Genomic DNA, 26,629 nt, shown 5'->3' on the forward strand with positions numbered 1-26,629 from the left:
ATGTCAGAATTAATTGATATTGGGTTGGAACAAGGGGTTCAGGAAACTGAATCCTTTGTTGTGCATTTGGATGGATTTGAAGGGCCATTGGATTTGTTGTTGCAACTGGCTCGTACGCAAAAAGTTGACTTGGCGAAAATCTCTATCTTACAACTCGTAGAGCAATATTTAGAAATTATTGAATCCGCACGTAAAATCCGTTTGGAACTTGCGGCGGATTGGCTTGTGATGGCGGCATGGTTGGCGTGGCTGAAATCTTGTTTGTTATTGCCTGAAAAGCCTATTGATGGTGAGGAAACTGAACAAGCAGTTGATATACTGCAAGAACGTTTAGAAGAATTAGAACGGATTAACAAAATTGCTCGATGGATGAATGATCGCCCTTTGTTGGGCAGTGAAGTGTTTACACGTGGGTTTTACGAGAATCATACCGAGATTGATTCTTCTGGTGTTGTGTTAGATATTTCGCGCTTTATGAATGCGTTTGTTACTGTGGCACGGCGAAAGTCAAAAAAGAAGTCTTGGCGTATACGTTCTTTTAATTTTTGGACGGTTCGGGATGCATTATCTCGATTAAGACGTTTGTTGGGGCAAAATGACGTGCTGGGTTGGCATGTGTTGGATGCGTTTTTACCAAGTTATCAATCATTACAAGAACCTGGAGTTACCCATGATATGATTTCTCGTCGGGTAAAGGCTGCATGGAGTGGTACTTTGTTGGCAGGATTGGAGTTGGCAAAGGATGGGCAAATTCAATTGAATCAACAAGAGCAATTTGGACGCATTCAATTAAAAAAAGCTGATGAAATGATGATGTCAGAAAGCGAGCGAAAGCAATGACCTTAATTCCCATACAGTTTAAAGAGGTTTTAGAGGCATTTATTTTCTCGCAAGAAAATCCTGTATCAGAAAAGCTAATGATAGAATTGCTTGTTAAAAATTCGGTATCTTCAACAAATATGACTATATTATCCAATGAGTTACAGTTAATGTTGGAACAAATACAGCAAGAATATGCAACCAAAGGTATTCGATTATATAATATAGCAGGCGGGTGGCAGTTCAGAACCGCAGAGGAATTGGCACCTTATTTGGTGAAGATTATCAATAAGCCCAAACGTCTATCCCGAGCGGCAATGGAAACATTGGCAATTATTGCTTATCATCAGCCTTGCACACGTGCAGAGATTGAAAATATTCGTGGGGTTAGTTTGGGACAAAATGTCTTAGATAGCTTGTTGGAAAGTGTATTGATTAAACCTTGTGGCACAAAAGCGGTGCCTGGGCGTCCAATATTATGGGGAACGACTCAGGAATTTTTAAGCTATTTGGGATTAAACACATTACAAGATTTGCCCAAGAAAGAAGATTTATTTACAGATATTCCCTATCAAACTTCGTAGGAAGGAACGAATTTTTCTGGATTTTCTAGTCAGAACCCGTATAGAAAGAAATATAGAATAAATGTCTTATTGCTGTGAATCTGAGGGATTGGAAGGGCAAAAAAAGTAATGTTTGGTTTTTCCTGGGCAGAGCTCCTTTTAATTGGTGTGGTTGCCATGGTCTTTATTGGTCCCAAAGACTTTCCCAAAGTATTAAAATGGCTGTCTGATGTGATTAAAAAATGTCGCAAAATGGCCAGTGAATTTCATAGCCAAGTGGATGAGGTGATTAAAGATCCTGATTTAAAAGAGGCTAAGGATCAATTGCTGCAATTACGTAATTTAAATGTAAAAACGGCGATTTTAAATACAATTGATCGAGATGGATCTTTGCAAAATACATTACGGGATTCCCCATTGTCACAAACTGCGATGAGCTCTCCTGCCACGGATTATTCGGAAATTGCGCAAGGGGAAATTAAGCCTATTCCAGGGATGGTTGATGAGACAAGCAATGAGTGGGAAGTTGAAAAAGAGATTGATTATGAAGCGTTGGAAGCCAAAGACCCAGCCCCTTCTTTTTTCCCACCGCATATTGCTCAACGATTACAAGTCAGGCGTGCCGCACCGCCATCCCCTGCAATGATACCGCCCCATATTTCTAAATATAAAGAACAGAGATGGTCATGAGCAATCAAGAACGAACAGAAAGTTTAAACGACAAAGCCATGCCATTGATGGAGCATTTCATCGAATTGCGTCGTCGATTAGTATGGTGTGTTGTGACTTTGTTAATTACGTTTGGTTTTTGTTATCATTTTTCTCAGCAAATCTATTTATTTCTGGCACATCCTCTTGAGGCTGCGATGAAGGCGGATGGTCAACAGCCACAGATGATTTATACGGCTTTGTATGAGGCATTCTTTACAAATATCAAGGTGGCTTTTTTTGGGGCAACATTTTTGTCTTTTCCGATGATTGCAACCCAAGCATGGATTTATATTGCGCCAGGATTATATAGAAATGAAAAACGCATTTTTGCACCGTTTTTAATTGCAACCCCATTTTTATTTTTGTTGGGTGCAGCTCTGGCGTATTTTTTTGTTTTTCCAATGGCGTGGAAGTTCTTTTTGTCTTTTCAAGTTGGTGGACCAAGCAATGTCATGCATATCGAATTACAAGCCAAAGTATCTGAGTATTTAAGTTTAGTAACACGGCTAATTCTGGCGTTTGGTATTGCGTTTGAGTTGCCTGTATTATTAACATTAATGGCCAAAATTGGATTTGTAACGGCGCAAAAGCTAAAGAAATTTAGGCGATATGCGTATGTGATTGCGTTTATTATTGCGGCTATTTTAACGCCACCTGATGTGATTACCCAAGTATCTTTGGCGGTACCGTTAATTTTATTATATGAAGTTTCAATTTTTTCCGCTCGTTTAGTAGAGCCCAAACACTCTGAGGAGGATGAATAAATGCATGATTTTCGTGCGCTGCGCGCTGACCCAACGGCTTTTGATCGAGATTTAGCACGTCGAGGGTTGCCTCCCGTCAGTGAGGAATTGCTGAAATATGATGAAGAACGCCGTAATTTATTGAATGAGCTGCATACGAAGCAAGCGGATCGCAATAATTTATCCAAACAAATTGGACAGCTTAAACGTAATAAACAAGACAGCGCAGATTTGGAGGCTCAGGCAATTGCATTGCGTACAGAGTTAGAGACCATTCAGACCAAAGCAGATGCGTTGGATGCCAAGATTTTTGAAATCCTTGCTCGCCTTCCTAATCGTTTGAGCGAAGAAGTGCCAGAGGGTGTGGATGAAAATGATAATGTGGTGATTCATCAATGGGGTGAACCAAAGGATTTAGGTTTTACGCCGTTGCAGCATTTTGACCTTGGTGAAAAACTGGGGATGATGGATTTTACTGTGGCTTCTAAATTATCAGGCGCACGGTTTAGTATTTTAAAAGGATCATTGGCGCGTTTAGATCGTGCATTAAGCCAATTTATGTTGGATTTGCATACACAGGAGCATGGGTATGTTGAGTATATTGTTCCTTTGTTGGTGAATGAACAAACCATGTATAATACGGATAAGTTGCCTAAATTTGGGGATCAATCTTTTTGCACCAAAGATGATCGTTGGTTAATTCCAACAGCGGAAGTGCCTTTGACTGGCATGCAAGCCGATGAGTTGATTTCTGTGGAAGAACTCCCTATTCGTAGAACTGCGGTTTCTGCATGTTTCAGAAGCGAGGCGGGCGCTGCAGGAAAAGATACACGCGGGTTAATTCGCCAGCATCAATTTTACAAAGTGGAAATGGTCAGCATCACAACCCCAGAGGAAAGTGAAGCTGAACATGAACGCATGACGCGTTGTGCGGAAACCGTGTTGGAAAGATTGGGATTACCCTATCGCCGTATTTTGCTTTGCTCTGGGGATACTGGGTTTGGTGCAGCGAAAACATGGGATTTAGAAGTCTGGTTACCAGGGCAACAAGCATGGCGTGAGATTTCTTCTTGTTCGAATACGAACGCATTTCAAGCCCGTCGTATGAATGCGCGTTTCCGCCCAAAAGCCGAAGAAGGTAAGAAGGTCTCCCCTGAATTTGTGCATACGCTCAATGGCTCTGGCGTCGCGGTGGGACGTGCCTTGGTCGCTGTGATGGAAAACTATCAAAACGAAGATGGCAGCATCACCGTGCCAGAAGTGTTGCGTCCTTATATGGGTGGTATTGAGAAAATTGGTTAGAATTTGAAAAAACTCCCCGTTACCTGTTGTGTGATGACAGAGGTAAGGGGAGGTATTTAGTTACGTATAATATTACGAAAAAATAATTAAATTATTATTTAATAATTTCTTCATAAGTTTCTTTATCAAAAAATCCTTGGGTATTTAATTTATAAGCTTTTTTCTCTCGTCTCGTTGAGGCTTTATAATTTTTTATAGTCTACGATCGCTGACTTATCCCCGCTAAAAAATCTGGTAAACAAGAAACCAATATCTTTTTTAGGCGTTTTCGTTTTTTCAAAAAGCGTGACGGCTTTAGAATAACAACGACGTAAATCTGATGAATTTGATAATTTACTTTCTTTTTCTTTTAAATCGCAAACAATTAATTGAACAGACCCATTTGTATCATATTCAATTGATTTTTCCATATCATTAATGGATTTTCAATAATACTGTATATCTATGATGGTGTTGAGCTTTGGCAATATTGAATTTTATTGGTGCTAAAATAAAAAAAGCACAGTGTTTACTGTGCTTGGGATTGATTAGACTCTAAAAGAGCAATTTGCTCGCTATTATCTCAGGTTTAATAAATCGTTTCAAGAGGTAAATAAATGACAAAGGGGTTATTTCCCTAGTTTAGCCGTCAAATCTTCAATAAACTGCCATGCAACACGTCCATTTCTGGAACCACGTGTGACAGACCATTCATTGCCTTGGGCGATTAACTCCTCATCAGAGATGTTCAGATTGCGTTCTTTGGCATAGGCACGGATGATATTGTCATAAAGGTCTTTGTTGCAATTATGAAATCCAATCCATAATCCAAAGCGATCTGACAAAGAGACTTTTTCTTCAACAGCTTCGGCGGGATTGATTGCGGAATTAACTTCATTCTCTATCATGTCACGTGGCATTAAGTGACGGCGATTGCTGGTGGCGTAAAATAGAACATTGGTGGGACGACCTGCAATACCGCCATCTAAAACGGATTTTAATGCTTTGTAATCTCGATCTTCTTTTTCAAAAGACAAATCGTCAGAAAAGACAATGAAACGATGGGGTAATTCTTTTAAAAGTTGTAACAATATGGGTAAAGAATGAATATCATCGCGTGGAATTTCGATGATCTTAACTGGATTATGTTGGTCTTTGGTGGATTGATTGACTTCTTGATGCACGGATTTAATTAAAGAGGATTTTCCCATGCCTCTGGCACCCCATAGCATGACATTATTTGCCGGTAGTCCTTTGGCAAAATGTAGGGTGTTGTTAAACAAAAGTTCTTTTTGATAGTCTAGCCCTTGTAGTAAATTGAATTGAACAAAAGCGACTTCATTCACTGGGATTAATGTGTTTTTTTGTGTTGTCCAAATAAATGCGTTGGCTTGTTCAATATTATCAATATAGGGTTTTGGAGGGGATAATTGTTCTAAAGCCGTGGCAATGCGTTCCAATAAGGGCAGAATATCTGTCGTCATGATTTTTCCAATAAATTTTAGTAGGCGTTTGACGTTATATGTAATATGAAATAAAGATGTTTGATATTAGATAATTATACATAGTGTGGATAGAATAGGAAATCACTTATGACGAATTTAATGGATTTATTAATTCCTGCGGCGCATGCTCAGGCTGCTGGCGGCGGTGGTAGCAGCAATTTTTTAATTAGTATCGCACCGTTTGTTGGTATCTTTTTTATTTTTTATTTTATGATTATTCGTCCACAGCAAAAAAAAGCCAAGCTGCAACGTGAAAGCATGAAAGCATTGCGCAGAGGGGATAAAATCTTAACAGCAGGTGGTATTATCGCGACTGTTGTGAGAAATCAAGAAGATTCCGATGAAATGGAAGTCGATCTATCTAATGATGTTAGAGTTAAAATCTTGCGCAGCACGATTACATCTGTATTGGAAAGCAAAGCAATTCAAGCCAACGAAGCCAATAAGAATGTGAAAAAAGCAAAGCCTGTGGTTAAGAAAGAAAAAGAAGTTAAAATAGATAAAGAAGCTGAACCTGCTCAAGAAATAGAGTTGGAAAAAACAGAAGTTACCGATAAAACGGACAACAAATAGACCAAAAAAACCCGACATAAAGTCGGGGTTTTTTATGGGTTAGATTATGCGTTTAATTGTTGTTCCGCAAAATCATAATTTGCCAATTTATTCAAGAAATTGTCAATAAAATCTGGACGACGATTACGGAAATCGATGTAATATGCATGTTCCCATACATCAACGACCAATAATGCTTTGCCTTGACCTTCGGAAACAGGGCTTTTAGCATTTGGTGTTTTGGTAATGATTAATTTGTCATTTTTATCAAGAACAAGCCAAGCCCAACCTGAACCAAATTGAGTGGTTGCAGCTTTTTTGAATTCTGCTTTGAAATTATCGACAGAACCGAAATCTTTAACGATGCGGGCTTCAAAGCTTTCAGACATTTTTCCGCCTGTTGGGCTTAATGAATTCCAAAACATGGTATGGTTATAATGTTGACCAGCATTATTTAACACTGGGGTTAATGTTTCGTCTTTAGCAGCCATAACAATTAATTCTTCAAGGGTTTTGCCTTGAAGTGCAGGGTTCGCAGCAACCAAATCATTTAATGCATTTACATAAGTTTGATGATGTTTACCATGATGGAATTGTAATGTTTCTTCGCTCATTCCAGCGCGAGATAAAGCATTTTCAGGATAAGGAAGTTTTCCAAGTTCAAAAGCCATTTATTTTGTTCCTTTATATCGTTTCTTGATTATATAAGACCATTTTGGTTCTTATTATCCTTTATATATAAAATTTATCGCATTATTTATAAAGGTTAAATTATCAATTTGTTTAAATTTTATTTTTCACAAAAATATTATATAAGGTTTTTATGACAACAAAAGACACATCTTCTTTACTTTCTGTATGTGCAATCTATGTACAAAAATATAATCCAGATTATTTTTATTGCGCATTATTTGCTCCATTCTATCACAGAGAGCTGATTTTTCAATTATTAGCGTTTCATATTGAAATTACGCGTGCAGTTTCTTTGCCGTCTTCATGGTCAGTGGCAGGACCGATGGCGGGGTTTATTCGCTTACAATGGTGGCGAGAGCTGATTGAAGGGAAAGATCGAACGCACGAGATTGCACCCTTTATCAAAGAAACGATGGAGAAGGGATTATTACCAGCGAATGTTTTGTTGGAAATGATAGAGGCAAAAGAAGAAGAGTTGGATGGTATTCAAGACTGGCATCATTGGGAATCTATTCTGACGCGTTCGTCAGGAAAAACGCATCAAGTGATTGCTCAGATCTTAGGGGTCGAAGATACAGAACAATTAAAACATATTGCGACTTTGGGAATGGCTTACGAGGTGACAAAGATCGCGCGATATTTGCCAAAGATTTTACATTCTGGTCGTTGTCCGTTGCCTCAAGAAATCATTGATGAATATCATTTGCAACGAACGAATGATGGTATTCCAACGACACCAGAGGCAATTGATGCCATCCGCCAAATTCTGATTGCCAAAGCAACAGATTATTTGCAAGCTGGGCGAGGCGTTCGGAAATTAGGGCGTAAAAAAGTCGCTGCTATTTTACATGCGGTCTTAGCAAAAAGAGATTTAAAAAGGTCACAGCATTGGGACCAACTGCCTGAAAAAAGAGGGGCTGGGGATCAGATGGCGGTGTTATGGAGCAATTACCGAGGGAAAGCAGCGTTATAATATTGAGATAATGAACACAAGAATATCTGATTAACATTGGATGTGTTTCATAAATACGTTAAGATGAAAATATAGTGATATAAAAGGCAAAAGGATTATGGGTGATGTTCGAAACATATCTTGTCTTATCTATTCCATTAATCCTTTTGTTGATTTTTATAGGATTAATTATCAGGCTGTTTTTTAGCCCATATAAAAAAATGATATTAATCACGTTGTCTTTGATGGTGGCTGGGTTTATTTTCTTTTGTATTGGAATGCTGCCTATTCTTGCTGCGGGAGCCTCTGCCTCTGGTGGAGGGCAACATTCTACGAGTTTCGATTATGACTCTGGGTTTTATTTTTTGCTGAGTAGTATTTGTACAATAAGTTTCGTACCGTTATCTATTTATTATTTTGTGAAAAAATAACAAAAGACCTCAATTCATTGAGCGAGGTCTGATGATCTAAGGCAATAATGAAATAAAATATCAGAAGGGACATCCAATGGTGGAAGAATGGTTTTGGTTTATTTTTTTGATTTTTGTTGTTATCTTTGTTGGATTACTGATCCGACTTTCATTTAGTCGATACAAGAAAATAATTTTTTTGGCTCTTGTTATGATTCCTGCTGGGCTTATTCTTTTTTGTGTTGGGATATTTCAGACTGTAGCTGCAATTTTGAGTGTAGGACATTCAAATGTTCACTATAATCCTACTTTGTATTTATCCTTGGGTTTAGTCAGTTTAATTCTGGTAATTCCTTGCGCTATTATTGGTTTTTTTGAAATAAAAAAAGCCTCAAAGAATATTTTGAGGCCTGATAATCACCCTTCAAACAGTTTATTTGAATTTAATTAATATATGGTTTTTACGACCAGAAGAAAGTTTAATCGCATCATTTTGCAGATCATTGGCTGTGATGGTTTGTCCTTCATCTTCGACTTTTTCATCATTGATTTTGGCACCACCACCACGAATTAAACGTCTTGCTTCGGCATTACTGGCGGCCAAACCACTTAAAGCGAATATTCTGAACACAGGAATACCTTCGGCAAGTTCATTTTGTGATAAGGTAACTTCAGGCAATCCTGTTTGGGCAACTTTGCCTTGTTCAAAGGTTTCTTGTGCAGCTTTTTGTGCTTGTTCCGCAGCTTCTCTGCTGTGACAAATGGTCGTAACTTCGGTGGCAAGGATCTTTTTCGCTTCGTTAATTTCAGCACCAGGAAGTGCTGCTAAATGTTCGCATTCTGCGATGGGTAAATCTGTGAATAATTTTAAGAATTTACCGACATCGGCATCCTCGGTATTGCGCCAGAATTGCCAAAAATCAAAGACAGAACATTTTTCAGCATTCAACCATACAGCACCTTTGGCGGTCTTACCCATTTTTGCCCCAGAGCTGGTGGTTAATAAAGGTGCGGTCAAACCAAATACTTGTTTGCCTTCCATACGGCGCACTAAATCAACCCCAGAGACAATATTGCCCCATTGGTCAGAACCACCCATTTGCAGGACTGTGCCATAACGTTTATTGAGTTCACGGAAATCGTAAGATTGTAAAATGGAATAGTTGAATTCAAGGAAAGATAGTCCTTGATCCCGATCCAAACGGCTTTTTACGGAATCAAAAGACAGCATTCGGTTGACAGAGAAATGAATTCCAACATCACGTAATAATTCAATATAAGAGAGCTTTTTCAACCATTCAGCATTATCGACCATGATCGCGCCTTTGCCACTATCTTGGATATTCACCACTTGGCGAATATTTTGGGCAATGCCTTCGAGGTTACGATCAATGGTTTCTTGGGTCATCAGGCTGCGGGCTTCTTCTCTGAAAGAAGGATCACCAATTTGTGCAGTTCCACCGCCAATCAAAGCAACGACTTGATGTCCATGCTTTTGTAACAAGCGCAATAACATTAATTGTACTAATGAGCCAACATGCAAACTGTCCGCGGTGGGATCAAACCCAATATAAGCAGAAATTGGACCTTTTAATAGGACTTCATCCAAGGCTTCTATGTCTGTTGCTTGGAAAATAAAACCACGTTCTTGTGCTTCTTGTAAGAATGGACTTTTATGCATGTTGATTCAATCTCAATAAAACGAATATAGGATAATTAGTTGCTTATTATGATTGAACCGATTTTAAAAGTCATCCTCTTTTTTTAAGGAACTCCTTTCATTAAGCGAATGGCTGGATTAGAGGATAAGAACAAATTTACTCCCAAAGCCTATTTATAATTTCAAAGAGTTTCTGAGGTTCTTTTCATACAGATAGGATTTTAAACTCATCATGTTCAAAGATCGGAAATAGTCTTTGCGTAATTCTGGATCATGCCATTCAGCAGGTTCCAAAGCATGTGGATAATCTATTAATTAATAAATTTTTTCATAGACATCGTCAGTGATGGTGAGATTAATTGGATAAACACCTTTTTTATAATTTTCATTCAGATCAATTCCTATAATTAAGGTGTGTTAATATCCCACCCTTGTACGTGGAATCCTTCCAGTGTATTTAAATCTTCTTTAATAATTACCAATGAAATAGGGTTGGTGATTTTATCCAGTGCCGTAAATAAATAACGATATTTTTTACCTGACATTGGTTTGTATTAGTTCTTTTCTGGAGGCAAAGGAATGGGTGCGACATTTCCAGGAAGAGGATTTTGTATTTGGACTGCTTGTTGTCTGTTTCCGTTCTTATAAGGGTTGATCACGGTTGATGGTGGTGTTACATAACTGTTAGGTGACCCATCACTATAGTCGTGTAACATCGTGCCATGTTGCGTTGAGGCGGGATGCGTTTTATTGGTATAAACGCCGCCTTCCTCAATATAAGGATCAGGCAAAGTATGCCATCCGTTGTGACGCAAAGGGTTTTTGGTATTTTTCTTGGCGGGTTTTAAAGAAGGGGTCTTATGATATACAGGACTGTTATGGGGCGAAGTTTGATAGTCTTTTGTCGTATGAACTTGCCATTGTTCTGTATGTATGTTGCCATCTTGATCGCGGGCAAAGGCAGAGCCTGTTAATAATAGACCGACCGCGCAGCCTAATAAGCTATATAAGGGGTGAAAAACTGATTTCATAAGGCGCTCTTGATCTGCTAAACTATTAAAGTAAGAATAGATATATCATTGTTTTGTTAAAAATGAGAACAGCTTTTTATTATCGCAGAATATCAGATTGTCTGATACGGTTAAAATCGTAATAATAATTAAGGGGCAAGGATAACAATGATGTTAAAAAAAATATGGACATTCTCTTTAGGGCTCGTCATGGGGGCTGTTGTTGTGGTTCAATCTGGATATGCGCAAAATAATGGGGCTGTTTATAACAATAACGGTTCCTATCAAGGGCGTATGGATTCAAGCGGTCAATTCTATAACAAGAATGGCACGTATGAGGGGCAAATGAATTCCAACGGCAATATTTATAATAGTTCTGGTTCTTATCGTGGAAAAATAGATTCAAACGGTCAAATATATAATAGTTCTGGGACGTACCGAGGGCGTTTAGATTCCAATGGCAATGTTTATAATAGTTCTGGGACTTATCGTGGCAGAATAGATGCCAGTGGCAATGTTTACAACAGTTCTGGTGCGTATCAAGGTCATGTTGATCCTCAACATAAACAAACAGGATTGTCTTTGTTAAAGTAACGAGCACTTATCTAAAGTCAATGAAAAGCAATAGGGTCTTATTTAAAACAGCTATATATTGTTTTTTAGAGAAGAAAATTTCATTCTGAGTTGAAATCAATCTATATATAATATGAGGCAACCAGTATGAAATTCTCTTAATTTATTTGTTGGTTTTTTGGTGGGTAAGTAACGAGCAATATTATATTCACTAGTTGTGATATTTTAGGTGTTGATATTATTTCTATTGACGAATTAAATATAAATAGGTCGGATTTTTAACAATTGATGTTGAAGGGATGGAAGTTCCTGTTATCAAAGGTGCCATAAAAACGATTGCTTACTATAAACTGTTTTGTTGGGTTGAATATTGGAAAGTCGGATTTGAAAACATTATTGAGTTATTTGACGATGATTATGCTTTTTATATAATGGATAATTTAAATATTTTATGCGCCCCAAAAGAATAATAAACGTCCTAAATGCGGACGTGAACGTCAAACAAATGTTTAAAAAGTAACCTTATCTTTGAATAGGGGGGTAGCGGTGAGTAATAGAGCTTCCGTTGAAGAAAATATCAATTAATTGCAAAATAGATTCAGAGTAATTATGCTTTATTAAAGACAGGTTCTTGTTATTCTTTTGGATAACAAATGTTTATTCTATGTAGATTGCAATGAATTTAACCAGTGATGAAATAAAGGGGATCGTATGAGATTATCTTATGTATTTGCGTGTTTATTGGTCGGGGCTACGCTGAGCAATTCGGTGTTAGCTCAAACGAATGATATTTCGACTGCGGCACTCAACAATAATCCACTTGGTGCAATGATTACTAAAGTTGATAAGCAAGGCTATATCTTTAACGGTAATAATGTCTGTATTGCCAGAATTGATCAAAATGGTAATATTTTTGATGGGAATAACAGAAATCTGGGTCGAATTTATAAGAATGGATATTCTTATAATGCCAAGAATGACAATTTAGGTCATGTAGATAACAAAGGCAATATTTACACGGATTATAATGTGTTGCTTGGTAGAGTTGATAAAAATGGTGATGTTTATAATAGTAACAATGTAAAAGTTGGACAAGTTGATAAAACTCGCAAAGCAGCGGCTTTATTCTTGCTATTGCCAGAAAGTAGCTTATTTTCACAATAGTTAGAATGGATATAAGACCTATCTTTTTGGACAGGTCTTATGCTGTTTCTTGATATTATTTTACCATTGTTGGCATATTTTATGAAAATTCGTTTTGATTTTGCAGAGTATCCTTATTTTTTCAGCCATCCGAAACAAATTATTCAAACGGCTTTATTGTCAGAAATCTTGCCTTGCTTACAACAAATAGAACACGCAGTGCAGCAAGGATATTATGCTGCTGGATTTATAAGTTATGAAGCTGCTCCAGCGTTTCAGACCTATTTGAAAACATATCCTGTGGGGACTTTACCTTTATTATGGTTTGGGATTTTTGAATATCCTCTAGATGCTTCGGTTTTTCCAGAACCAGAGCAGCCCAAACAGGCAATGACATATCCCCAATGGCACGCCAATAGCTCATGGGAAGAATATCAGGTCGCCATCAATGCAATCAAAGATCATATTGCCAAGGGTGATACCTACCAAGTAAACCTTACCCTGCAAATGCAAGCATTTTTCCAACATGACCCTTACCATTTTTATTTGCATTTATTACAAGCTCAGCAATCTCAATATAGTGCTTATATTGATAGTGGTGATTTTCAAATCCTTTCTGTTTCTCCTGAATTATTTTTCGAAGTGCATCAGGGGGTTATTCGTACCAAACCAATGAAAGGAACAGTACCCAGAGGCATGAATAATTTTGAAGATCAGGTTAATCAACAAACGCTGCATAATGAAAAAAATCATGCTGAAAATTTGATGATTACTGATTTATTACGAAATGATTTGGGACAGATTGCACAACAAGGCACGGTTAAAGTCAATTCTTTGTTTGATGCAGAAAAATACCCAACCGTGTGGCAATTAACCTCTACGATCACAGCACAATTAAAACAGGGAATTGTATTAACAGATATTTTCAAAGCATTATTCCCCTGTGGATCCATTACGGGTGCGCCTAAAGTGAACACGATGAAAATCATTCACGAATTAGAAAAAAGCCCAAGAGGGGTTTATTGTGGTGCATTAGGGCTTATTACACCCCATGACCAAGCAATTTTCTCGGTTCCTATTCGGACGATGGTGATTCAAGATCAACAAGCGACTTATGGTGTGGGTGGTGGCATTACGTGGGATTCAACGTCTCAAGATGAATACAAAGAGGTACTGCATAAAATGCAAGTTTTATATGATTCCAAGGTCCCAGAACATTTATTAGAATCTTTATTATTAGAAGAGGGTGTTTATTTTTTGTATGATGAACATTTGCAGCGTGTAAAAGAATCTGCTTTATATTTTGACTTTGCGTTTAATGAAATAATATTCAAAGACACTTTGGATGTATTGAAAGAACACCATCCAACGGGGCGTTGGAAAGTGCGATTATTATTGGATAAACAAGGTCATATTGATTGTGAAGCACAATCGATTAATGTGTTAACAGCACCTTTATTAGTTTCTTGGGCAAATGAACCCATACAAACAAAGAATGTTTTTTTATATCACAAAACGACCAAAAGAGAGTTTTATCCCAAAGCAACTTTGGATCATGAAATTTTATTATTTAATGAACATGATGAAGTAACAGAATTCGTCAATGGCAATGTTGTTTGGTATGACCAAGGTGAGTGGTTCACGCCCCCTTTACAAAGTGGGTTGTTAAATGGCACAATGCGCCAACATTTATTGCAACATGGTAAAATAAAGGAACGTATTATTTATAAAAAAGATATTCAAGATTATTGTAAAATCGCTTTTATAAATAGTGTTCGTGGTTGGCGTGAAGTTATTTGGGCTTAAAAGGTCATATGATTACCATATTTATATGTGCTAATTTACAGTGAAAATCGAATATCAATAACGATTATAAAAATATAGTTTTTGTTTACATTATAAATCTATGTGAAATGACAAGTGATTATTTTTCATCATAGAGTTGGTTTTGATATCAAACGATACAAGGATTTTTAATGCCTAATACACAAATAGAATCAGGAAAACCAGGAATGCTGCAAGAGATGCAACAAGATGGATTGCATTGGTTTTCAGGATTGTTGAGTAAAGTCGGTATTCCGTTAAACGATATTACCTTATTTATTTTGGCGATATCTATTATCATTGTTACAGCTTTTCTCTTACATTTTATTTTACATAAAGTTGTATTAAAACGTTTATATAGCTTTTCCAAAAAAAGTTCTTTGGTCTGGATACAGGTTTTAACTGAGGATCAACTTTTTAATCGTTTAGCCTTTGTCATACAAGGAATTGTATTATTGGTACAGGCGAGTTTTTGGGTACAACATAAAGTTTCGATCCTTTATTTTTTAATTATTTGTACGAAATTATGGATATTATTATATATTTTATTATCTATATTCTCGTTCTTAAATATTGTTTTGCATCTTTCCAACCGGTTGGGAATATCCAATAATTTGCCGTTGGGGGGAATATTCCAAGGGATCAAATTACTCGCTTCTTTATTTATTGGTATCATGATGATTGCAGCGATTATCGATCAATCTCCGTGGAAATTAATCACGGGTTTGGGCGCGATGGCTGCTGTGATTATGTTGGTGTTCAAAGATTCTATTTTGGGCTTGGCTGCGGGAATTCAGCTTTCTGCTAATAAGATGTTAAGGATTGGTGATTGGTTGACAATGGAAAAATATGGTGCTGATGGCACTGTGATCGATATTGGGTTAACCACTGTAAAAGTCCAAAATTTTGATAATACCATGACGATGATTCCAACTTATGCGCTGGTCTCAGATTCATTTATCAATTGGCGTGCTATGCAAGAATCTGGCGGACGTCGTATTAAACGCTCTATTTTAATTGATGCAAATTCCATTCGATTTTTGACCAAAGAGGAAATAGAGAAACTTTCTAATAGTACATTATTAAAGTCTTATATTGTCGAAAGAGCCGCTGAAATTGACAAATTTAATCAAGAAAAAAATTATGATTTGGATATTTCTTTGTTAAATGGTCGTCGTTTAACAAATTTAGGGTTATATCGTGCTTATTTAGAAGAATATTTGAAAAGTCATCCCTCTGTACATCGTAATATGACCTGTATGGTACGTCAAATGGCACCGGATTTTTATGGAATTCCAATGGAAATTTATTGTTTCAGTAACACCGTTGTGTGGAAACAATATGAGGCTATTCAATCCGATATTTTCGATCACTCTTATTCTGTTTTGTCAGAATTTTTCCTGAGCGCAGGACAAAGTGGAACAGGTAATAGTTCAACTGTTACATTAGCTCGTGATTCAGAGGCAACTATGGTCGAAGATGCGAAACCTACGTTGGAGCTCGGTAAATCTTAGAATGTTTTGCTAGGGTATATCATCAATCATTACTTTAAATTGATGACATACCCTAGAGGGTTTATGTATCATAAAGAGATAATTCAAATTGTGCTAAGGCATCAAATAAATGGAAAACGAGTTTACCACCAAGCGTGGTTGTGTCGATATTTTCCGTCAGAGATTTAAAACCAACTTTACGCTCTTTAAGATCATTGATGATTTGGACCAGATGATTAATCGAACGTCCCAAACGATCAAGTTTCCAAACAACCAATGTAACTCCCTCTCTTAAATATAAAATTACATTTAGAAAGTCAGGGCGATCTGTTTTTGCACCAGAGGCTTTATCTTCATAGATTTTATCACAACCAAATTGTTGTAATGCTTTGATTGGCAAAGAGGGGTCTTGGTCTAACGTTGATACTCTGGCATATCCAATATTTACCATTCATCATATGCTTTCTGTCCGAATCTATATCCTATAAAAATTGTCTTATAAATACTCACGAGTCAATATACTGGATGTTTTACACCAATTAATTTAAGTGAAACTCGATTGGAACATTAATTGTCACATTATTTCCTTTGATGCCTTCAGGCACAGCAGGCAAGGGGTCAGCACGATAAGCAAGCGCAACAGCCTCTTTATCCAATAAGGAATAGCCCGAGCTTTTTACGAGTTTGGATGATAATACGTGACCTTGGCGGTTAATGGCAATTTTGATCGTTGCAGAACCTTCCTGCTTATCGCTTTGTGCATCGGCAGGATAACGTTTTAGCCGTTCTAATTTTGCCAAAACATTACCTTGCCAGGTCGCTGGACTCATTGATGATTTTTGATGAGAGGAAGCTGTCGAATTGCTATTTGATGATGCAGAGCTATTGGACGTAGAGGTGGAGTGCAATGAAGAAGCCGTATTATTATTGACGGTTTGAGTATTGATGGGGATATCTTTTTGTTCGTGGACAATTTTTGGTTGTGGTTTAATGTTTTTTTTATGTTGAACGGGTTTTATTTTTTCGAGCTGCTGCGTTTTGGGTAAATTAATTTCAGCCGAGGGTGCCTCTGGTGCATCTAATGGTGCAGTCTCATCCAAAGGTTGGGGCTCAGGTTGTGCAACCATTGGCGGAGGGGCAGGCGGAATAATATCAGTCGACAAATCAAGCGTAATCGCAGGAGGCATATCTGCATTCAAGGGGATTGTTTTGTGATGGGGTATATGAAATGTAACCCATGCGATACCCATTAATAAAATAGAGGTGCCAATTAATGATCCACCCCATAATAACCGATCTTGCTTTTGTTGATAATGTTGATGTTTTTTTTGCCATTGCACAAAAGAGGTTTCTGTTTGTTTATTCATTCCCAAAGACAACTGAAAAAAAGAAGAAATCATTGAGCATCTCCTTCTTTGGCTAAATTGACCAAAGCAATTTTTAAATATCCAGCGGAGCGCAGCTGATCCATAACATTAATAAGGCTTTCATAATCAACTTTTTTATCAGCTCTTAGGAAAATAGGTTCGTTTTTATTGCCTTTGGTGGCTGTTGCCAGAGCTGTTGCTAATTGATCTTTGGTAATTTTATCTTCACCCAATGCCAAAGATTGATCTGTTTTTAAAGTCAGAAAAACAGGATTTGTGGGGGCAGGGGTCGTTTTTTCTGTTGAGCCAGGCAAGTTGACAGGAATATCAACGGTGCTGAGCGGTGCGGCTACCATAAAAATAATTAATAAGACCAAGACCACATCAATGAATGGTGTAACGTTAATATCGTTGACTTCATTGGGTGTTTCATCATTATGACGCATACGAATCATGGTTTATTCTCCAGCAGCACGCAGACCAAATTGAATAACTTGCCCTTTTTCTTGTTGGGCAGTCATTTGGCTGACATCCCGAGAAACAATGCGCATGATTAAGGTGCTGAGATCAGCAATATGGGCGCGGCAATGCATGATATGACGTGAAAAGATATTATATAAAATCACAGCTGGAATAGCGGTTACAAGTCCCAAAGCGGTGGCTAATAAAGCCTCTGCAATTCCTGGTGCAACAACGGTCAGGCTGGTTGCTTTGGCAGAAACAATCCCTGTAAAAGAATTCATAATACCCCATACCGTACCAAATAATCCAATAAATGGAGCGGTTGCCCCTATGGTAGCAAGCAACCCAGTGCCTTTTAATAAACGGCGCCCTTCACTTGCTTCCACACGCTCCAAAGTCATGGCAATACGTTCTTTTAATCCTGTCATGTCATGGGTCATGCCTTTGGAGGATTGATATTCGTCCAATACAGCCATAATCATGGCACCAACAATACATTTTTTATTACTAATTTGCTCTTGTTGCAGCTTGCCAGATTTTTGCAAAGCAGCTTGTTCTTTCGTCAGCTTTTTATGCGTTATAAAAAGCTCAACAGATTTTGCAATACAAATCGTCCAACTTAAAAGGCAACCGAAAAGCAAAATAATCATGACGGATTGAACAACGATATTGGCTTGTAAAAACATTGCCCATGGTGAAAATGAAACTGCTGGGGTCATGAATGATCTCCGTTGAGAATTTAATCATAAAAATCTATAGAAACTCAATAGAATAAAAAAAGCATCAGGGTGAGTTTCATGGTTATAAGAGCTATAGTAACCCTGATGCATAGAATGAAGTCAAAGATTATCCTGTTACATTATGAACATGAGCAAAAACACGATTGAATGTTTGCTCTGCTGCATGAACCGCAGCAGAAATATCAATATTTGCTGTATCAATCGCTGTTTGAAAAGAACGCCATGACACACCACGCCCTTCGTCATCAGCGCCAAGATGTCTGGCACCATATTGATCTGAAAGACCGATCGTGCCAACATGATGTAATAAATATTTTGCTCCTAATTTTGACCCTTCGACAACATATAATGCACCAATCGCAGAAGATGTATTGGTGATTACAGGGGTATGAATTGGTGCTGGGGTTGGGACGTTCAAATCCGTCATGTCTTCTTTTAATTTATCAAAACGATTACGCAGCTTTAAGTTTGGAATAATTGCTGCGAGTTGTGAATTTGAATATAAATGATCGGCATCAAGATGGAGGTAATATTGGATAGTTAGGAATTGTTTATATTTTTCCTTGTCAGAAAATAACCCTAGTCCCATGAGGTGCTTGTCCAATTTTCCGTGAACACTTTTGGTTCTGTTACGGAGTGCTGATGTTAATAAAGGCTCTTGAAGTTCTGACATAGTATAGTTCCAAAAATAATGTCTAAATGAAATAAAATCTCATTGACATGAGAATGAGTCGCAATTACATACAGTATTTATATGATCTGCAAATGATTTGCAATATCTTTTGATTATAATAATTATTCTCATTTCAATTGACATTTATTATCTACTTGTATAAGTGGTGATATTAATAATCATTCTCATTATGGATTTGTGAATAAAATGAAAACGCATCTCATTCGAAAAAAAAATATATCATGGCTAATGGCATCAAGTTTCTTGTGTTTAACATCCGTTGGTGCATGGGGACAAACAACCCAAACAACAACGGATGAATCCACAACAGAACCTGCAACAAACGTTAATCTGAGCCCTGTTAAAGTCAAAGGGAAAAGCGATCCCTTATTGGATTCGATGAAGATTGATCCTGATAAAGATTATACCAATGTGGGTAAATCACGCGTGTTAACCACAACCATTACCAGAGAAACATTAATCGATCGCCAAATCGATGATTTAGAGGATTTTTCGAGACGTGTAGATGCATCTGTTAATTTTAATGAGGATAGTTCTAGCTTAAATATGCGTGGGCTGGATCGAAATCGAGTTTTGGTGACGGTTGATGGAATTCGTCAGCCATTTTCTAACGATGGTGCTTATGCTGGTGGATCGCCAACCCAACAAGGTGGGGTTGGATATTTTGATTTTAATAGTATGGGGGGAATTGATGTTATTAAAAGTTCCGATTCCAGCTTTTTTGGAACGGGGGCATTAGGAGGTGTCCTTGCATTCCGAACCTTGAATCCAGAAGATATCTTAAAACCAGGGGAAAAATTCGGCAATTCAACCAAAGCAACTTATGCTGGACAAAAGGCAGCGGCAGTTTTAAATCAATCTTTTGCAGCGCGATATAAAAATACATTATTTTTGTTGTCTGGTGGCTATCAAAATGGGAGCGAAACAGGTAACAGAGGCGAAACAGGTGGGCAAGGAAGAAATCGAACCAAAGCCAATCCTGCACATTATGTTCAAGGCAGTTTCTTAGGCAAAATCAGGCAATATTTCGCTGGTGGGCATCGTTTGGATTTGACAGGGGAATGGTATGATTTGAATAATCACGAACATACATTGACCTCTCAAACCGCAGCAGGGCAAGATTACCATACAAACACAGAAAATCAACGTTCTCGATTCAGTGCAACTTATGACTATATTGCTCAAAATCCAAAGGATCTATTTGCTGAAGGGCATTTTACAGCTTATTGGCAAGATCAAAATACGATGACAAATACTACAAATTACAATTCTTTGCGTCCAGCTAGCAATCAGTGGCAGGACTTAACACTGAATACGCAAACCTACGGTGCTTTGGGGTCTGCGACTGTGAATGCCTATACGTGGTCTGTGCATCATGCCATTACATTTGGGGGTGAGGCGTATTTGTCAGATACTAGTCAAAAGCAACGTGGTTGGCGTGCAACCCCCAGTGCATTTGTGCATAATAATTATGCCGATATGCCAGACGTTCATGGAACGGATTTAGGGGCAGTTTTACAAGATCGAATTTCTTTAGGTAAAAATGACTGGTTACATTTAACCCCAGGCGTTCGTTTTGACTATTATAAAAGAGACCCTCATGATTCAAAAGATTATCAAAATAATCCAGGTTATACAGGGAAACCTTCTGATGCCAGTGGCTCTCGTTATTCTCCAAAGTTTTTGGCAGAAGCCAGATTGGCAAAGAAGTTAACAGCTTATGCGTTATATTCTCAATCTTATCGTGCACCATCGGCAACAGATCAGTATTTATCTTATAGTACTGCCCCTTTTTATTCTGCGACTGGGAATCCTAATCTGAAAGCAGAAAATGGTCGAGGATGGGAAGTTGGTTTAAAATATGGTGATTCAAAACGTGGGGCTAATGTTGCGTTTTATGATAATTATTATAATAACTTTATCGATATGATGGGGGTTACACCATGTAGCTATATGCAATGTTTTGGGTATACAAACCTCAAAAAAGTAAGGATTTATGGGGTAGAAGCCAACGTAAATTGGGAATTTGATAAACATTGGCACAGTTGGGGATCTTTTGCTTATACCAAGGGTCGGGATACTGATATGGATTACAATTTGGCTTCTGTTGCACCTTTTCGTGGTATTGTTGGTTTTGGTTATAAACAAGAAAATTGGGGAAGCGATTTATCCAGTACATTTGCAATTGCACGAGACAATGCAAAATATATGACCAGTACAGGTACTCCCAGTAAGCAGTGGAATACACCAGGATATGTGATTTTCGATTGGACAGGCTGGTATCGTCCATCTTTCTATAAACCCTTAAAAATCCAAGCAGGGATGTATAATATGTTCGACAAGAAATATTATAACGCGACCTCTTTGCCAATTGGACAGTCAGCAAGTGGTATGCGTCAAGAATTTTACACACAACCAGGAAGATATTTCAAAGTTACAGCGCGAATTGATTTCTAGTATGAATAATTAACTCTCGTCGCTAGTAACAATTCCTACAATTAAAGTAAAATATTTTTAATAAAAACAATTGACGGCTTGTTGGGAAATATAGTAAAGACAGTTCACAGATTGTGGCGGACGTAGCTCAGTCGGTAGAGCGCCGGTTTGTGGTACCGGTTGTCGCGGGTTCGATCCCCGTCGTTCGCCCCATCTGTTATCATTTTCCCCTTAAAATATCATAGCTTTGTTTGTTTAATTCCAATTGTGAACTCAATAGGTTCAAAGTCGAGCTTTTCTTTCATTTCAGTAATATCAAAATTCTTATTTTCCACCAATCTTTGAATCTCATCACGTTCTATGGTGGGAATAAAAGGCACAAACTTCGTAAAAAAAGCTGCTGTTTTAAGTAAAGAAACAGGGAGAGGTATGAAAATTTTGGGTTGAATGCCCAATTGCTGTAAAATAATTTGAATAAATTCTTTGTAAGACAGCACTGATCCTCCTGCAATAACGATACTGTTGGGGGCGTCCCATTGTCGTGATAAAGCGGACAAAACGGCTTTTGTGACATCTGATTGATGAATCGGTTGCACCAATGCTTTACCACCGTTGGGTAACGGAATAATGGGGAGTTTGCGCAGTAGTCTTGCCAAACGTTGCACGTTATTTTCCCCTTGACTGCCATAAATCATCGTAGGATGCAGAAAGACCCCTTTGCGTCCGCTTTTTATAAAAGCCTGCTCGCCAGCAAGAACTCCATTTCCATGCGAATCTGGCCATTGCGTGAATTTGCGCGTGCTGCCTAAAAAGACATAGGTTGCGTCTTTTGGACCTGCTTTTAAGATTGCAGGGGCGTGTCGTGCATGAGCTGTATTCACAATATGGGTTGCATCTTGCAAAGCATCCGCTAACATTGCCGGCGAGTCTTTAAGGTCAATAATCCGATAGTCACAAGAAAGATTGATTTTGTGCCATTTCTCGGGATTCCGAACCAAGGCAATGACTGTACAGCCTTGATTTTGCAGTTCTTTGATTAACGCAGAGCCAGAACGTCCAGAAGCGCCAATAACATGTATTTTTTGAGGAAGAGAAAAGGGCTGTTTCATAAGGGTTTCACATTGATTTATAAAGAGAAAATAAAATTGCGGTAACAGGATACCACGCTCAAACGCACTGAAAAATAATAAAACTAATTATCTTGCAAAAATTACTTGACGAAATCCTTTCTAACGTTAATAACAGGATTAAATTTATAGCTGATTAATTAACGGAATTTAGAGTTAATGAAAACAACCCTTTCGATTAAACCAGCGGAAGTAACAAAAAATTGGGTTCTGATTGATGCAAAAGACATCGTATTAGGTCGCCTTGCTGTTATTATCGCTAATCGCTTGCGTGGCAAGCATAAAGCACAATATACACCACATGTTGATTGTGGCGATCATGTTATTGTGATTAATGCAGAAAAAATTGCTTTGACAGGCAGAAAAGTAGAACAAAAGAAATTCTATTATCATACCAATTTTCCAGGCGGAATCAAAGAACGCACTATTACCCAACGTTTGACAGGTAAAAACCCAGATCACGTTGTTGTAAAAGCTGTGGAACGTATGATTAGTCGTGGTCCATTACAACGTAAACAAATGAAACATTTGTATGTTTATGCTGGTGAAGAACATCCTCATACAGCACAACAACCTGTTCAATTAGATGTTGCTGCATTAAACCGCAAAAACAGTGTTAACAACAAAAAAGTTGGAGCCTAAGAAATGTCAGAAACACAAGAACGTACTGGTGGTTTGGCAGATCTTAAAGGGGCTGTTGTAAACACTCCTTTGGCACAAGAAGCTGTTATTCGTGAACCAAAACGTGACCAATTTGGTCGTGCATATGCAACAGGTCGTCGTAAAGATGCAGTTGCTCGCGTATGGGTAAAACCTGGTAAAGGTGAAATTACTGTAAACGGTCGTGCTGTTGACGTATATTTTGCACGTCCAGTATTGCGTATGGTGATTAACCAACCTTTCGAAGTTGCAAATCGTCAAGGACAATTTGACATTTATTGCACCGTTAGTGGTGGTGGTCTGTCTGGTCAAGCCGGTGCAGTGCGTCATGGTCTAAGCCGTGCGCTTTGTAACTATGAACCAGAATTACGTGGTGCATTAAAAGCTGCTGGGTTCCTTACCCGTGATGCTCGTGTTGTTGAACGTAAAAAATACGGTAAAGCAAAAGCTCGCCGTTCATTCCAGTTCAGCAAACGTTAAGATTTACAGTTTGTATTTCAAAAGGGCGGGGAAAGGGTCAAACTTTTCACCGCCTTTTTTTGTTGGGGAAGTAGTTTTTATGTTTTAACAGGAATATAGGATGCTTTTGAGGGCGATCATAAAAGGTCTTTACTCTTATATGTGAAACATAACAGAAAACATGGTGAGTTTATCCATTATTTGAAAAACGAAGTTAGATACTTCAATTATTTAGTCTTATCAACACAGAAATGAGTCTGTTTTGTTATAAAATATATTCAATTCTTAACCTATTAAATCTTGTTCCTCAGTTAATCTTTCATAAGCGTCGCATCCATCTTGTGATCCATTTGAACAAGCCTGTTGATAATATTCCTTAGCCTTTTCTATATCTTTTGGCACAGCCTCACCATTTTCATACATGACCCCAATACAATATTGTGCTTTTGCGTGATCTTGATGTGCAGCATCCATAAAATACTCCATTGCTTTTGTAGAGTTCTGTGGAACCCCTTCGCCGTGTTCGTACATCAAAGCAAGATTATATTGCGCTCCTTCATCCTCTTGATCTGCGGCCTTGAGGTACCATTCTATTGCTTTTTTATAATTCTGACGAACCCCTAAACCTTGGCCATACATCGTTCCAAGATTGTATTGAGAATTAACTTCTCCTTGATCCGCAGCCTTCTGAAACCATTCGAATGCATCTTTATAACTTTGCTTTACCCCTAGTCCCGCATAATAGGCAGATCCAACTCTATACTGGGCAAAATCATATCCTTGATCGGCGGCTTGCTGATACCATTCAAAGGCTTTTTTATAATCGTGAGGAATATCTTCATCACAATTATAGAGTTCACCCAGTTCGAATTGTGCCCTTGCATGTCCTTGCTCCGCAGCTTTGCGATACCATTCAATCGCTGTATCTATATTTTTAGGAACACTACAAGCACCGATACTGTATATCTCGCCAAGATGAAATTGTGCTTCGACATATCCTTGATCCCCCGACCTAAGACAATAAAATATTGCCGTCAAATAATCTTTTGGAATACCATGAGCATATTCATACATAAGTGCTAAATGAAATTGAGCCTCTGCATCCTCTTGATCGGCTGCTTTTTGAAATAATTCACGAGCCTTATCGTAATCTGGTGGAACGGAAATACCATTATCATAAAATTGCCCTAAAATTCTTTGAGCCACAACATCACCTTGATCGGCTTTTTGTTCTAGTTCTGAGAGTTCTCGTTCACTCAGAGGAGAATGGGTTTTGGTAGATTGTGATGGTTTGCTTTTATTATTTTTCAAAGTTGAAAATAATTTCTTTAAAAAAATCATAAATAACCTGCTTCCAACAAACTGAATATTCTGTGGAAAATTACTGCTTTATCATAGAGTAATATTAAAATTTTTGGAAATAAAATGATTGTTCTTTATAGATTATTATTTATTTAATCATATAGAGGATCAAAATAGACCTGATAAATGGGATAGATAGTATTGATAATAGAAGCCATTCTATCATATAGTTTAATTGATTGAGTTATTTAAAGTTAAAGGTGCATAATGTCTCAAATGCCAAAGATTTTCATCGATGGTGAATATGGAACAACGGGTCTGGGGATACGTCAACGGTTGGAAACATTGCCTGTGCAAGTCTGTTCTATTCCTGTCGAACAACGCCATGATATGAAAGTGCGCTTGGACATGATGGCGCAAGTGGATTTGGTGGTTTTATGTTTGCCCGATGATGCGTCACGGGAATCTGTGGCGGCGATTCAATCTTTGTCAGGGCATCGACCCAAGATTTTAGATGCGAGTACGGCGTTTAGAACCCATCCAGATTGGGTGTATGGATTTGCAGAGTTACAGTATGGACATGATGAAAAAATAAAAGCAGCCCCCTTGGTGGCTAATCCTGGATGTTATTCCAGTGGTGCGATTGCGTTATTGCACCCTTTGGTAGAGGCAGGGATTATTGCCAAGGATTATCCATTAACAATTAATGCGGTCAGTGGTTATAGTGGAGGGGGTAAGCAAATGATTGCCTCTTATGAAGTGGAAAAAAATGCACCACCTTTTATGCTCTATGGACTGAATTTACAGCATAAACATTTGCCAGAGATTGTGCATTATGCAGGACTAAGCCGTGAGCCAATATTTGTGCCTTCTGTGGGGAATTTTGCTCAAGGGATGATTGTGTCCATTCCGTTGCATATGGATACCTTGTCCAATGATGTTGACGTGAGTGACATTACGCTTTGTTTAAAACATCACTATGAAACGTCCAAATTTGTTCGTTTTATGAAGGATAAACCTGCGAAACTAGCAGGGGATATGTTGGCATATACCGATCAAATGGAATTGCACGTTCATACGAACGATCGCAAAGATATGGTGGTATTAACAGCAATTTTTGATAATCTTGGTAAAGGTGCTTCTGGTGCAGCCATTCAGAATATCCGATTGATGTTGGGTGTGTAGAGGGTCGATATTAAATGCTTATTGCGGAATGTAATAGCATTCTACGATTTGTCTTTATTATTTAAGAATGGAATTTAGTTTTTTATTTGCTCAATTATAGTTTTTTCTTCTGATAACTTTAGGAATTGTTCGCGTTGTTTACAGTGGTATGGAATATTACTGTAAACAACGCGAACAATTCCTACACTTAACGTAATGTGTGTGAAGCCGTTTACATTATGTGTGGGAAATACTAAGATTTTTCCTCAATTTTTGAAAATAGGAA

The 26,629-nt window shown here is 37.9% G+C and carries 31 protein-coding genes and 1 tRNA gene; 19 read left to right on the top strand and 13 right to left on the bottom strand.

The window, feature by feature from the left end; genetic code table 11:
• The 5 genes from QJV33_RS08010 to serS all read left to right on the top strand — a co-directional run bounded on the left by QJV33_RS08010 (position 1) and on the right by serS (position 4,138).
• On the top strand, positions 1-840 hold the full coding sequence (locus tag QJV33_RS08010; protein ID WP_281462832.1) for a segregation and condensation protein A: 840 nt from the start codon (positions 1-3) through the stop codon (positions 838-840).
• Positions 837-1,403: an SMC-Scp complex subunit ScpB gene (gene scpB / locus QJV33_RS08015; protein ID WP_281462833.1), complete on the top strand. Its 567-nt coding sequence runs from the start codon at positions 837-839 to the stop codon at positions 1,401-1,403. Before QJV33_RS08010 ends, scpB begins: the two co-directional genes overlap by 4 nt.
• Positions 1,404-1,511: 108 nt before the next feature.
• The gene (gene tatB / locus QJV33_RS08020) at positions 1,512-2,072 is read left to right on the top strand and encodes a Sec-independent protein translocase protein TatB (RefSeq protein WP_281462834.1); all 561 of its coding nucleotides are present in this window, start codon (positions 1,512-1,514) and stop codon (positions 2,070-2,072) included.
• Positions 2,063-2,857: a twin-arginine translocase subunit TatC gene (gene tatC, locus QJV33_RS08025; protein ID WP_281462835.1), complete on the top strand. Its 795-nt coding sequence runs from the start codon at positions 2,063-2,065 to the stop codon at positions 2,855-2,857. Before tatB ends, tatC begins: the two co-directional genes overlap by 10 nt.
• Positions 2,858-4,138 (top strand): serine--tRNA ligase, encoded by a 1,281-nt coding sequence (gene serS / locus QJV33_RS08030; protein WP_281462836.1) that lies wholly within the window; start codon positions 2,858-2,860, stop codon positions 4,136-4,138.
• Between the two features lie 182 nt (positions 4,139-4,320).
• Here the strand turns inward: serS and QJV33_RS08035 are convergent, their stop codons facing one another.
• Together QJV33_RS08035 and QJV33_RS08040 are read right to left on the bottom strand one after the other, a co-directional pair.
• Positions 4,321-4,548: a hypothetical protein gene (locus QJV33_RS08035; protein WP_281462837.1), complete on the bottom strand. Its 228-nt coding sequence runs from the start codon at positions 4,546-4,548 to the stop codon at positions 4,321-4,323.
• Positions 4,549-4,746: 198 nt separating this feature from the next.
• Entirely contained in the window at positions 4,747-5,601 is an 855-nt protein-coding gene (locus tag QJV33_RS08040) for an ATP-binding protein (RefSeq protein ID WP_281462838.1), read from the bottom strand.
• A gap of 108 nt (positions 5,602-5,709) precedes the next feature.
• Between QJV33_RS08040 and yajC the strand changes: the two genes are divergently transcribed.
• On the top strand, positions 5,710-6,195 hold the full coding sequence (gene yajC / locus QJV33_RS08045) for a preprotein translocase subunit YajC (RefSeq protein WP_346771129.1): 486 nt from the start codon (positions 5,710-5,712) through the stop codon (positions 6,193-6,195).
• Between the two features lie 44 nt (positions 6,196-6,239).
• Here the strand turns inward: yajC and QJV33_RS08050 are convergent, their stop codons facing one another.
• Complete coding sequence (locus QJV33_RS08050) at positions 6,240-6,845, bottom strand: superoxide dismutase (RefSeq protein ID WP_281462839.1); 606 nt, start codon at positions 6,843-6,845, stop codon at positions 6,240-6,242.
• 152 nt (positions 6,846-6,997) lie between these two features.
• Between QJV33_RS08050 and QJV33_RS08055 the strand changes: the two genes are divergently transcribed.
• The 3 genes from QJV33_RS08055 to QJV33_RS08065 all read left to right on the top strand — a co-directional run bounded on the left by QJV33_RS08055 (position 6,998) and on the right by QJV33_RS08065 (position 8,680).
• Positions 6,998-7,840, top strand: a complete 843-nt coding sequence (locus QJV33_RS08055; protein ID WP_281462840.1) for a squalene/phytoene synthase family protein — start codon at positions 6,998-7,000, stop codon at positions 7,838-7,840.
• A 104-nt stretch (positions 7,841-7,944) separates the two neighbouring features.
• Positions 7,945-8,250, top strand: a complete 306-nt coding sequence (locus tag QJV33_RS08060) for a hypothetical protein (RefSeq protein WP_281462841.1) — start codon at positions 7,945-7,947, stop codon at positions 8,248-8,250.
• Positions 8,251-8,326: 76 nt separating this feature from the next.
• A complete protein-coding gene (locus QJV33_RS08065) occupies positions 8,327-8,680 on the top strand; it encodes a hypothetical protein (RefSeq protein WP_281462842.1) in 354 nt (117 codons plus the stop codon).
• On the opposite strand, the gene tyrS is transcribed toward QJV33_RS08065, so the two are convergent.
• The 3 genes from tyrS to QJV33_RS08080 all read right to left on the bottom strand — a co-directional run bounded on the left by tyrS (position 8,663) and on the right by QJV33_RS08080 (position 10,920).
• Positions 8,663-9,910: a tyrosine--tRNA ligase gene (gene tyrS / locus QJV33_RS08070; protein ID WP_281462843.1), complete on the bottom strand. Its 1,248-nt coding sequence runs from the start codon at positions 9,908-9,910 to the stop codon at positions 8,663-8,665. The genes QJV33_RS08065 and tyrS overlap by 18 nt on opposite strands.
• A gap of 386 nt (positions 9,911-10,296) precedes the next feature.
• On the bottom strand, positions 10,297-10,434 hold the full coding sequence (locus QJV33_RS08075; RefSeq protein ID WP_281462844.1) for a hypothetical protein: 138 nt from the start codon (positions 10,432-10,434) through the stop codon (positions 10,297-10,299).
• 9 nt (positions 10,435-10,443) lie between these two features.
• A complete protein-coding gene (locus tag QJV33_RS08080) occupies positions 10,444-10,920 on the bottom strand; it encodes a hypothetical protein (protein ID WP_281462845.1) in 477 nt (158 codons plus the stop codon).
• A 147-nt stretch (positions 10,921-11,067) separates the two neighbouring features.
• Here QJV33_RS08080 and QJV33_RS08085 point away from each other — a divergent pair, with 147 nt between their 5' ends.
• The 5 genes from QJV33_RS08085 (at position 11,068) to QJV33_RS08105 (ending at position 15,953) form a co-directional block, all read left to right on the top strand.
• The gene (locus QJV33_RS08085) at positions 11,068-11,493 is read left to right on the top strand and encodes a 5-fold beta-flower protein (protein WP_281462846.1); all 426 of its coding nucleotides are present in this window, start codon (positions 11,068-11,070) and stop codon (positions 11,491-11,493) included.
• Between the two features lie 278 nt (positions 11,494-11,771).
• Positions 11,772-11,942, top strand: coding sequence for a hypothetical protein (locus tag QJV33_RS08090; protein ID WP_281462847.1), 171 nt, complete (start codon positions 11,772-11,774; stop codon positions 11,940-11,942).
• A gap of 241 nt (positions 11,943-12,183) precedes the next feature.
• Positions 12,184-12,636 (top strand): 5-fold beta-flower protein, encoded by a 453-nt coding sequence (locus tag QJV33_RS08095; protein WP_281462848.1) that lies wholly within the window; start codon positions 12,184-12,186, stop codon positions 12,634-12,636.
• A gap of 39 nt (positions 12,637-12,675) precedes the next feature.
• A complete protein-coding gene (pabB, locus tag QJV33_RS08100) occupies positions 12,676-14,421 on the top strand; it encodes an aminodeoxychorismate synthase component I (protein ID WP_281462849.1) in 1,746 nt (581 codons plus the stop codon).
• A gap of 170 nt (positions 14,422-14,591) precedes the next feature.
• Positions 14,592-15,953 carry a mechanosensitive ion channel family protein gene (locus tag QJV33_RS08105; protein WP_281462850.1) on the top strand — a complete coding sequence of 454 codons (1,362 nt, stop codon included), beginning with the start codon at positions 14,592-14,594 and terminating at the stop codon, positions 15,951-15,953.
• Between the two features lie 61 nt (positions 15,954-16,014).
• On the opposite strand, the gene QJV33_RS08110 is transcribed toward QJV33_RS08105, so the two are convergent.
• The 5 genes from QJV33_RS08110 to QJV33_RS08130 all read right to left on the bottom strand — a co-directional run bounded on the left by QJV33_RS08110 (position 16,015) and on the right by QJV33_RS08130 (position 19,174).
• Positions 16,015-16,383, bottom strand: a complete 369-nt coding sequence (locus QJV33_RS08110) for a recombinase family protein (protein WP_281462851.1) — start codon at positions 16,381-16,383, stop codon at positions 16,015-16,017.
• An 88-nt stretch (positions 16,384-16,471) separates the two neighbouring features.
• Positions 16,472-17,332, bottom strand: a complete 861-nt coding sequence (locus tag QJV33_RS08115; RefSeq protein ID WP_281462852.1) for an energy transducer TonB — start codon at positions 17,330-17,332, stop codon at positions 16,472-16,474.
• A complete protein-coding gene (gene exbD / locus QJV33_RS08120; RefSeq protein WP_281462853.1) occupies positions 17,329-17,754 on the bottom strand; it encodes a TonB system transport protein ExbD in 426 nt (141 codons plus the stop codon). Before exbD ends, QJV33_RS08115 begins: the two co-directional genes overlap by 4 nt.
• A gap of 3 nt (positions 17,755-17,757) precedes the next feature.
• The gene (exbB, locus tag QJV33_RS08125) at positions 17,758-18,480 is read right to left on the bottom strand and encodes a tonB-system energizer ExbB (protein WP_281462854.1); all 723 of its coding nucleotides are present in this window, start codon (positions 18,478-18,480) and stop codon (positions 17,758-17,760) included.
• 127 nt (positions 18,481-18,607) lie between these two features.
• Positions 18,608-19,174: a biliverdin-producing heme oxygenase gene (locus QJV33_RS08130; protein ID WP_281462855.1), complete on the bottom strand. Its 567-nt coding sequence runs from the start codon at positions 19,172-19,174 to the stop codon at positions 18,608-18,610.
• A 207-nt stretch (positions 19,175-19,381) separates the two neighbouring features.
• On the opposite strand from QJV33_RS08130, the gene QJV33_RS08135 reads away from it, so the two are divergent.
• On the top strand, positions 19,382-21,652 hold the full coding sequence (locus tag QJV33_RS08135) for a TonB-dependent hemoglobin/transferrin/lactoferrin family receptor (protein ID WP_281462856.1): 2,271 nt from the start codon (positions 19,382-19,384) through the stop codon (positions 21,650-21,652).
• A 116-nt stretch (positions 21,653-21,768) separates the two neighbouring features.
• Positions 21,769-21,844: transfer RNA gene (locus QJV33_RS08140), tRNA-His, on the top strand.
• Between the two features lie 26 nt (positions 21,845-21,870).
• On the opposite strand, the gene QJV33_RS08145 is transcribed toward QJV33_RS08140, so the two are convergent.
• Positions 21,871-22,740 (bottom strand): SDR family oxidoreductase, encoded by an 870-nt coding sequence (locus QJV33_RS08145; protein ID WP_281462857.1) that lies wholly within the window; start codon positions 22,738-22,740, stop codon positions 21,871-21,873.
• Between the two features lie 177 nt (positions 22,741-22,917).
• Between QJV33_RS08145 and rplM the strand changes: the two genes are divergently transcribed.
• Complete coding sequence (gene rplM / locus QJV33_RS08150; protein ID WP_281462858.1) at positions 22,918-23,400, top strand: 50S ribosomal protein L13; 483 nt, start codon at positions 22,918-22,920, stop codon at positions 23,398-23,400.
• Between the two features lie 3 nt (positions 23,401-23,403).
• On the top strand, positions 23,404-23,898 hold the full coding sequence (gene rpsI, locus QJV33_RS08155) for a 30S ribosomal protein S9 (protein ID WP_281462859.1): 495 nt from the start codon (positions 23,404-23,406) through the stop codon (positions 23,896-23,898).
• A 264-nt stretch (positions 23,899-24,162) separates the two neighbouring features.
• Here the strand turns inward: rpsI and QJV33_RS08160 are convergent, their stop codons facing one another.
• The gene (locus QJV33_RS08160; protein WP_281462860.1) at positions 24,163-25,218 is read right to left on the bottom strand and encodes an SEL1-like repeat protein; all 1,056 of its coding nucleotides are present in this window, start codon (positions 25,216-25,218) and stop codon (positions 24,163-24,165) included.
• 228 nt (positions 25,219-25,446) lie between these two features.
• Here QJV33_RS08160 and argC point away from each other — a divergent pair, with 228 nt between their 5' ends.
• The gene (gene argC, locus QJV33_RS08165; protein WP_281462861.1) at positions 25,447-26,364 is read left to right on the top strand and encodes an N-acetyl-gamma-glutamyl-phosphate reductase; all 918 of its coding nucleotides are present in this window, start codon (positions 25,447-25,449) and stop codon (positions 26,362-26,364) included.
• Positions 26,365-26,629: the final 265 nt, after the last annotated feature.

Origin of the sequence: Commensalibacter nepenthis, from assembly GCF_029953305.1 — a bacterium.
Taxonomy (GTDB): Bacteria; Pseudomonadota; Alphaproteobacteria; order Acetobacterales; family Acetobacteraceae; genus Commensalibacter; species Commensalibacter nepenthis.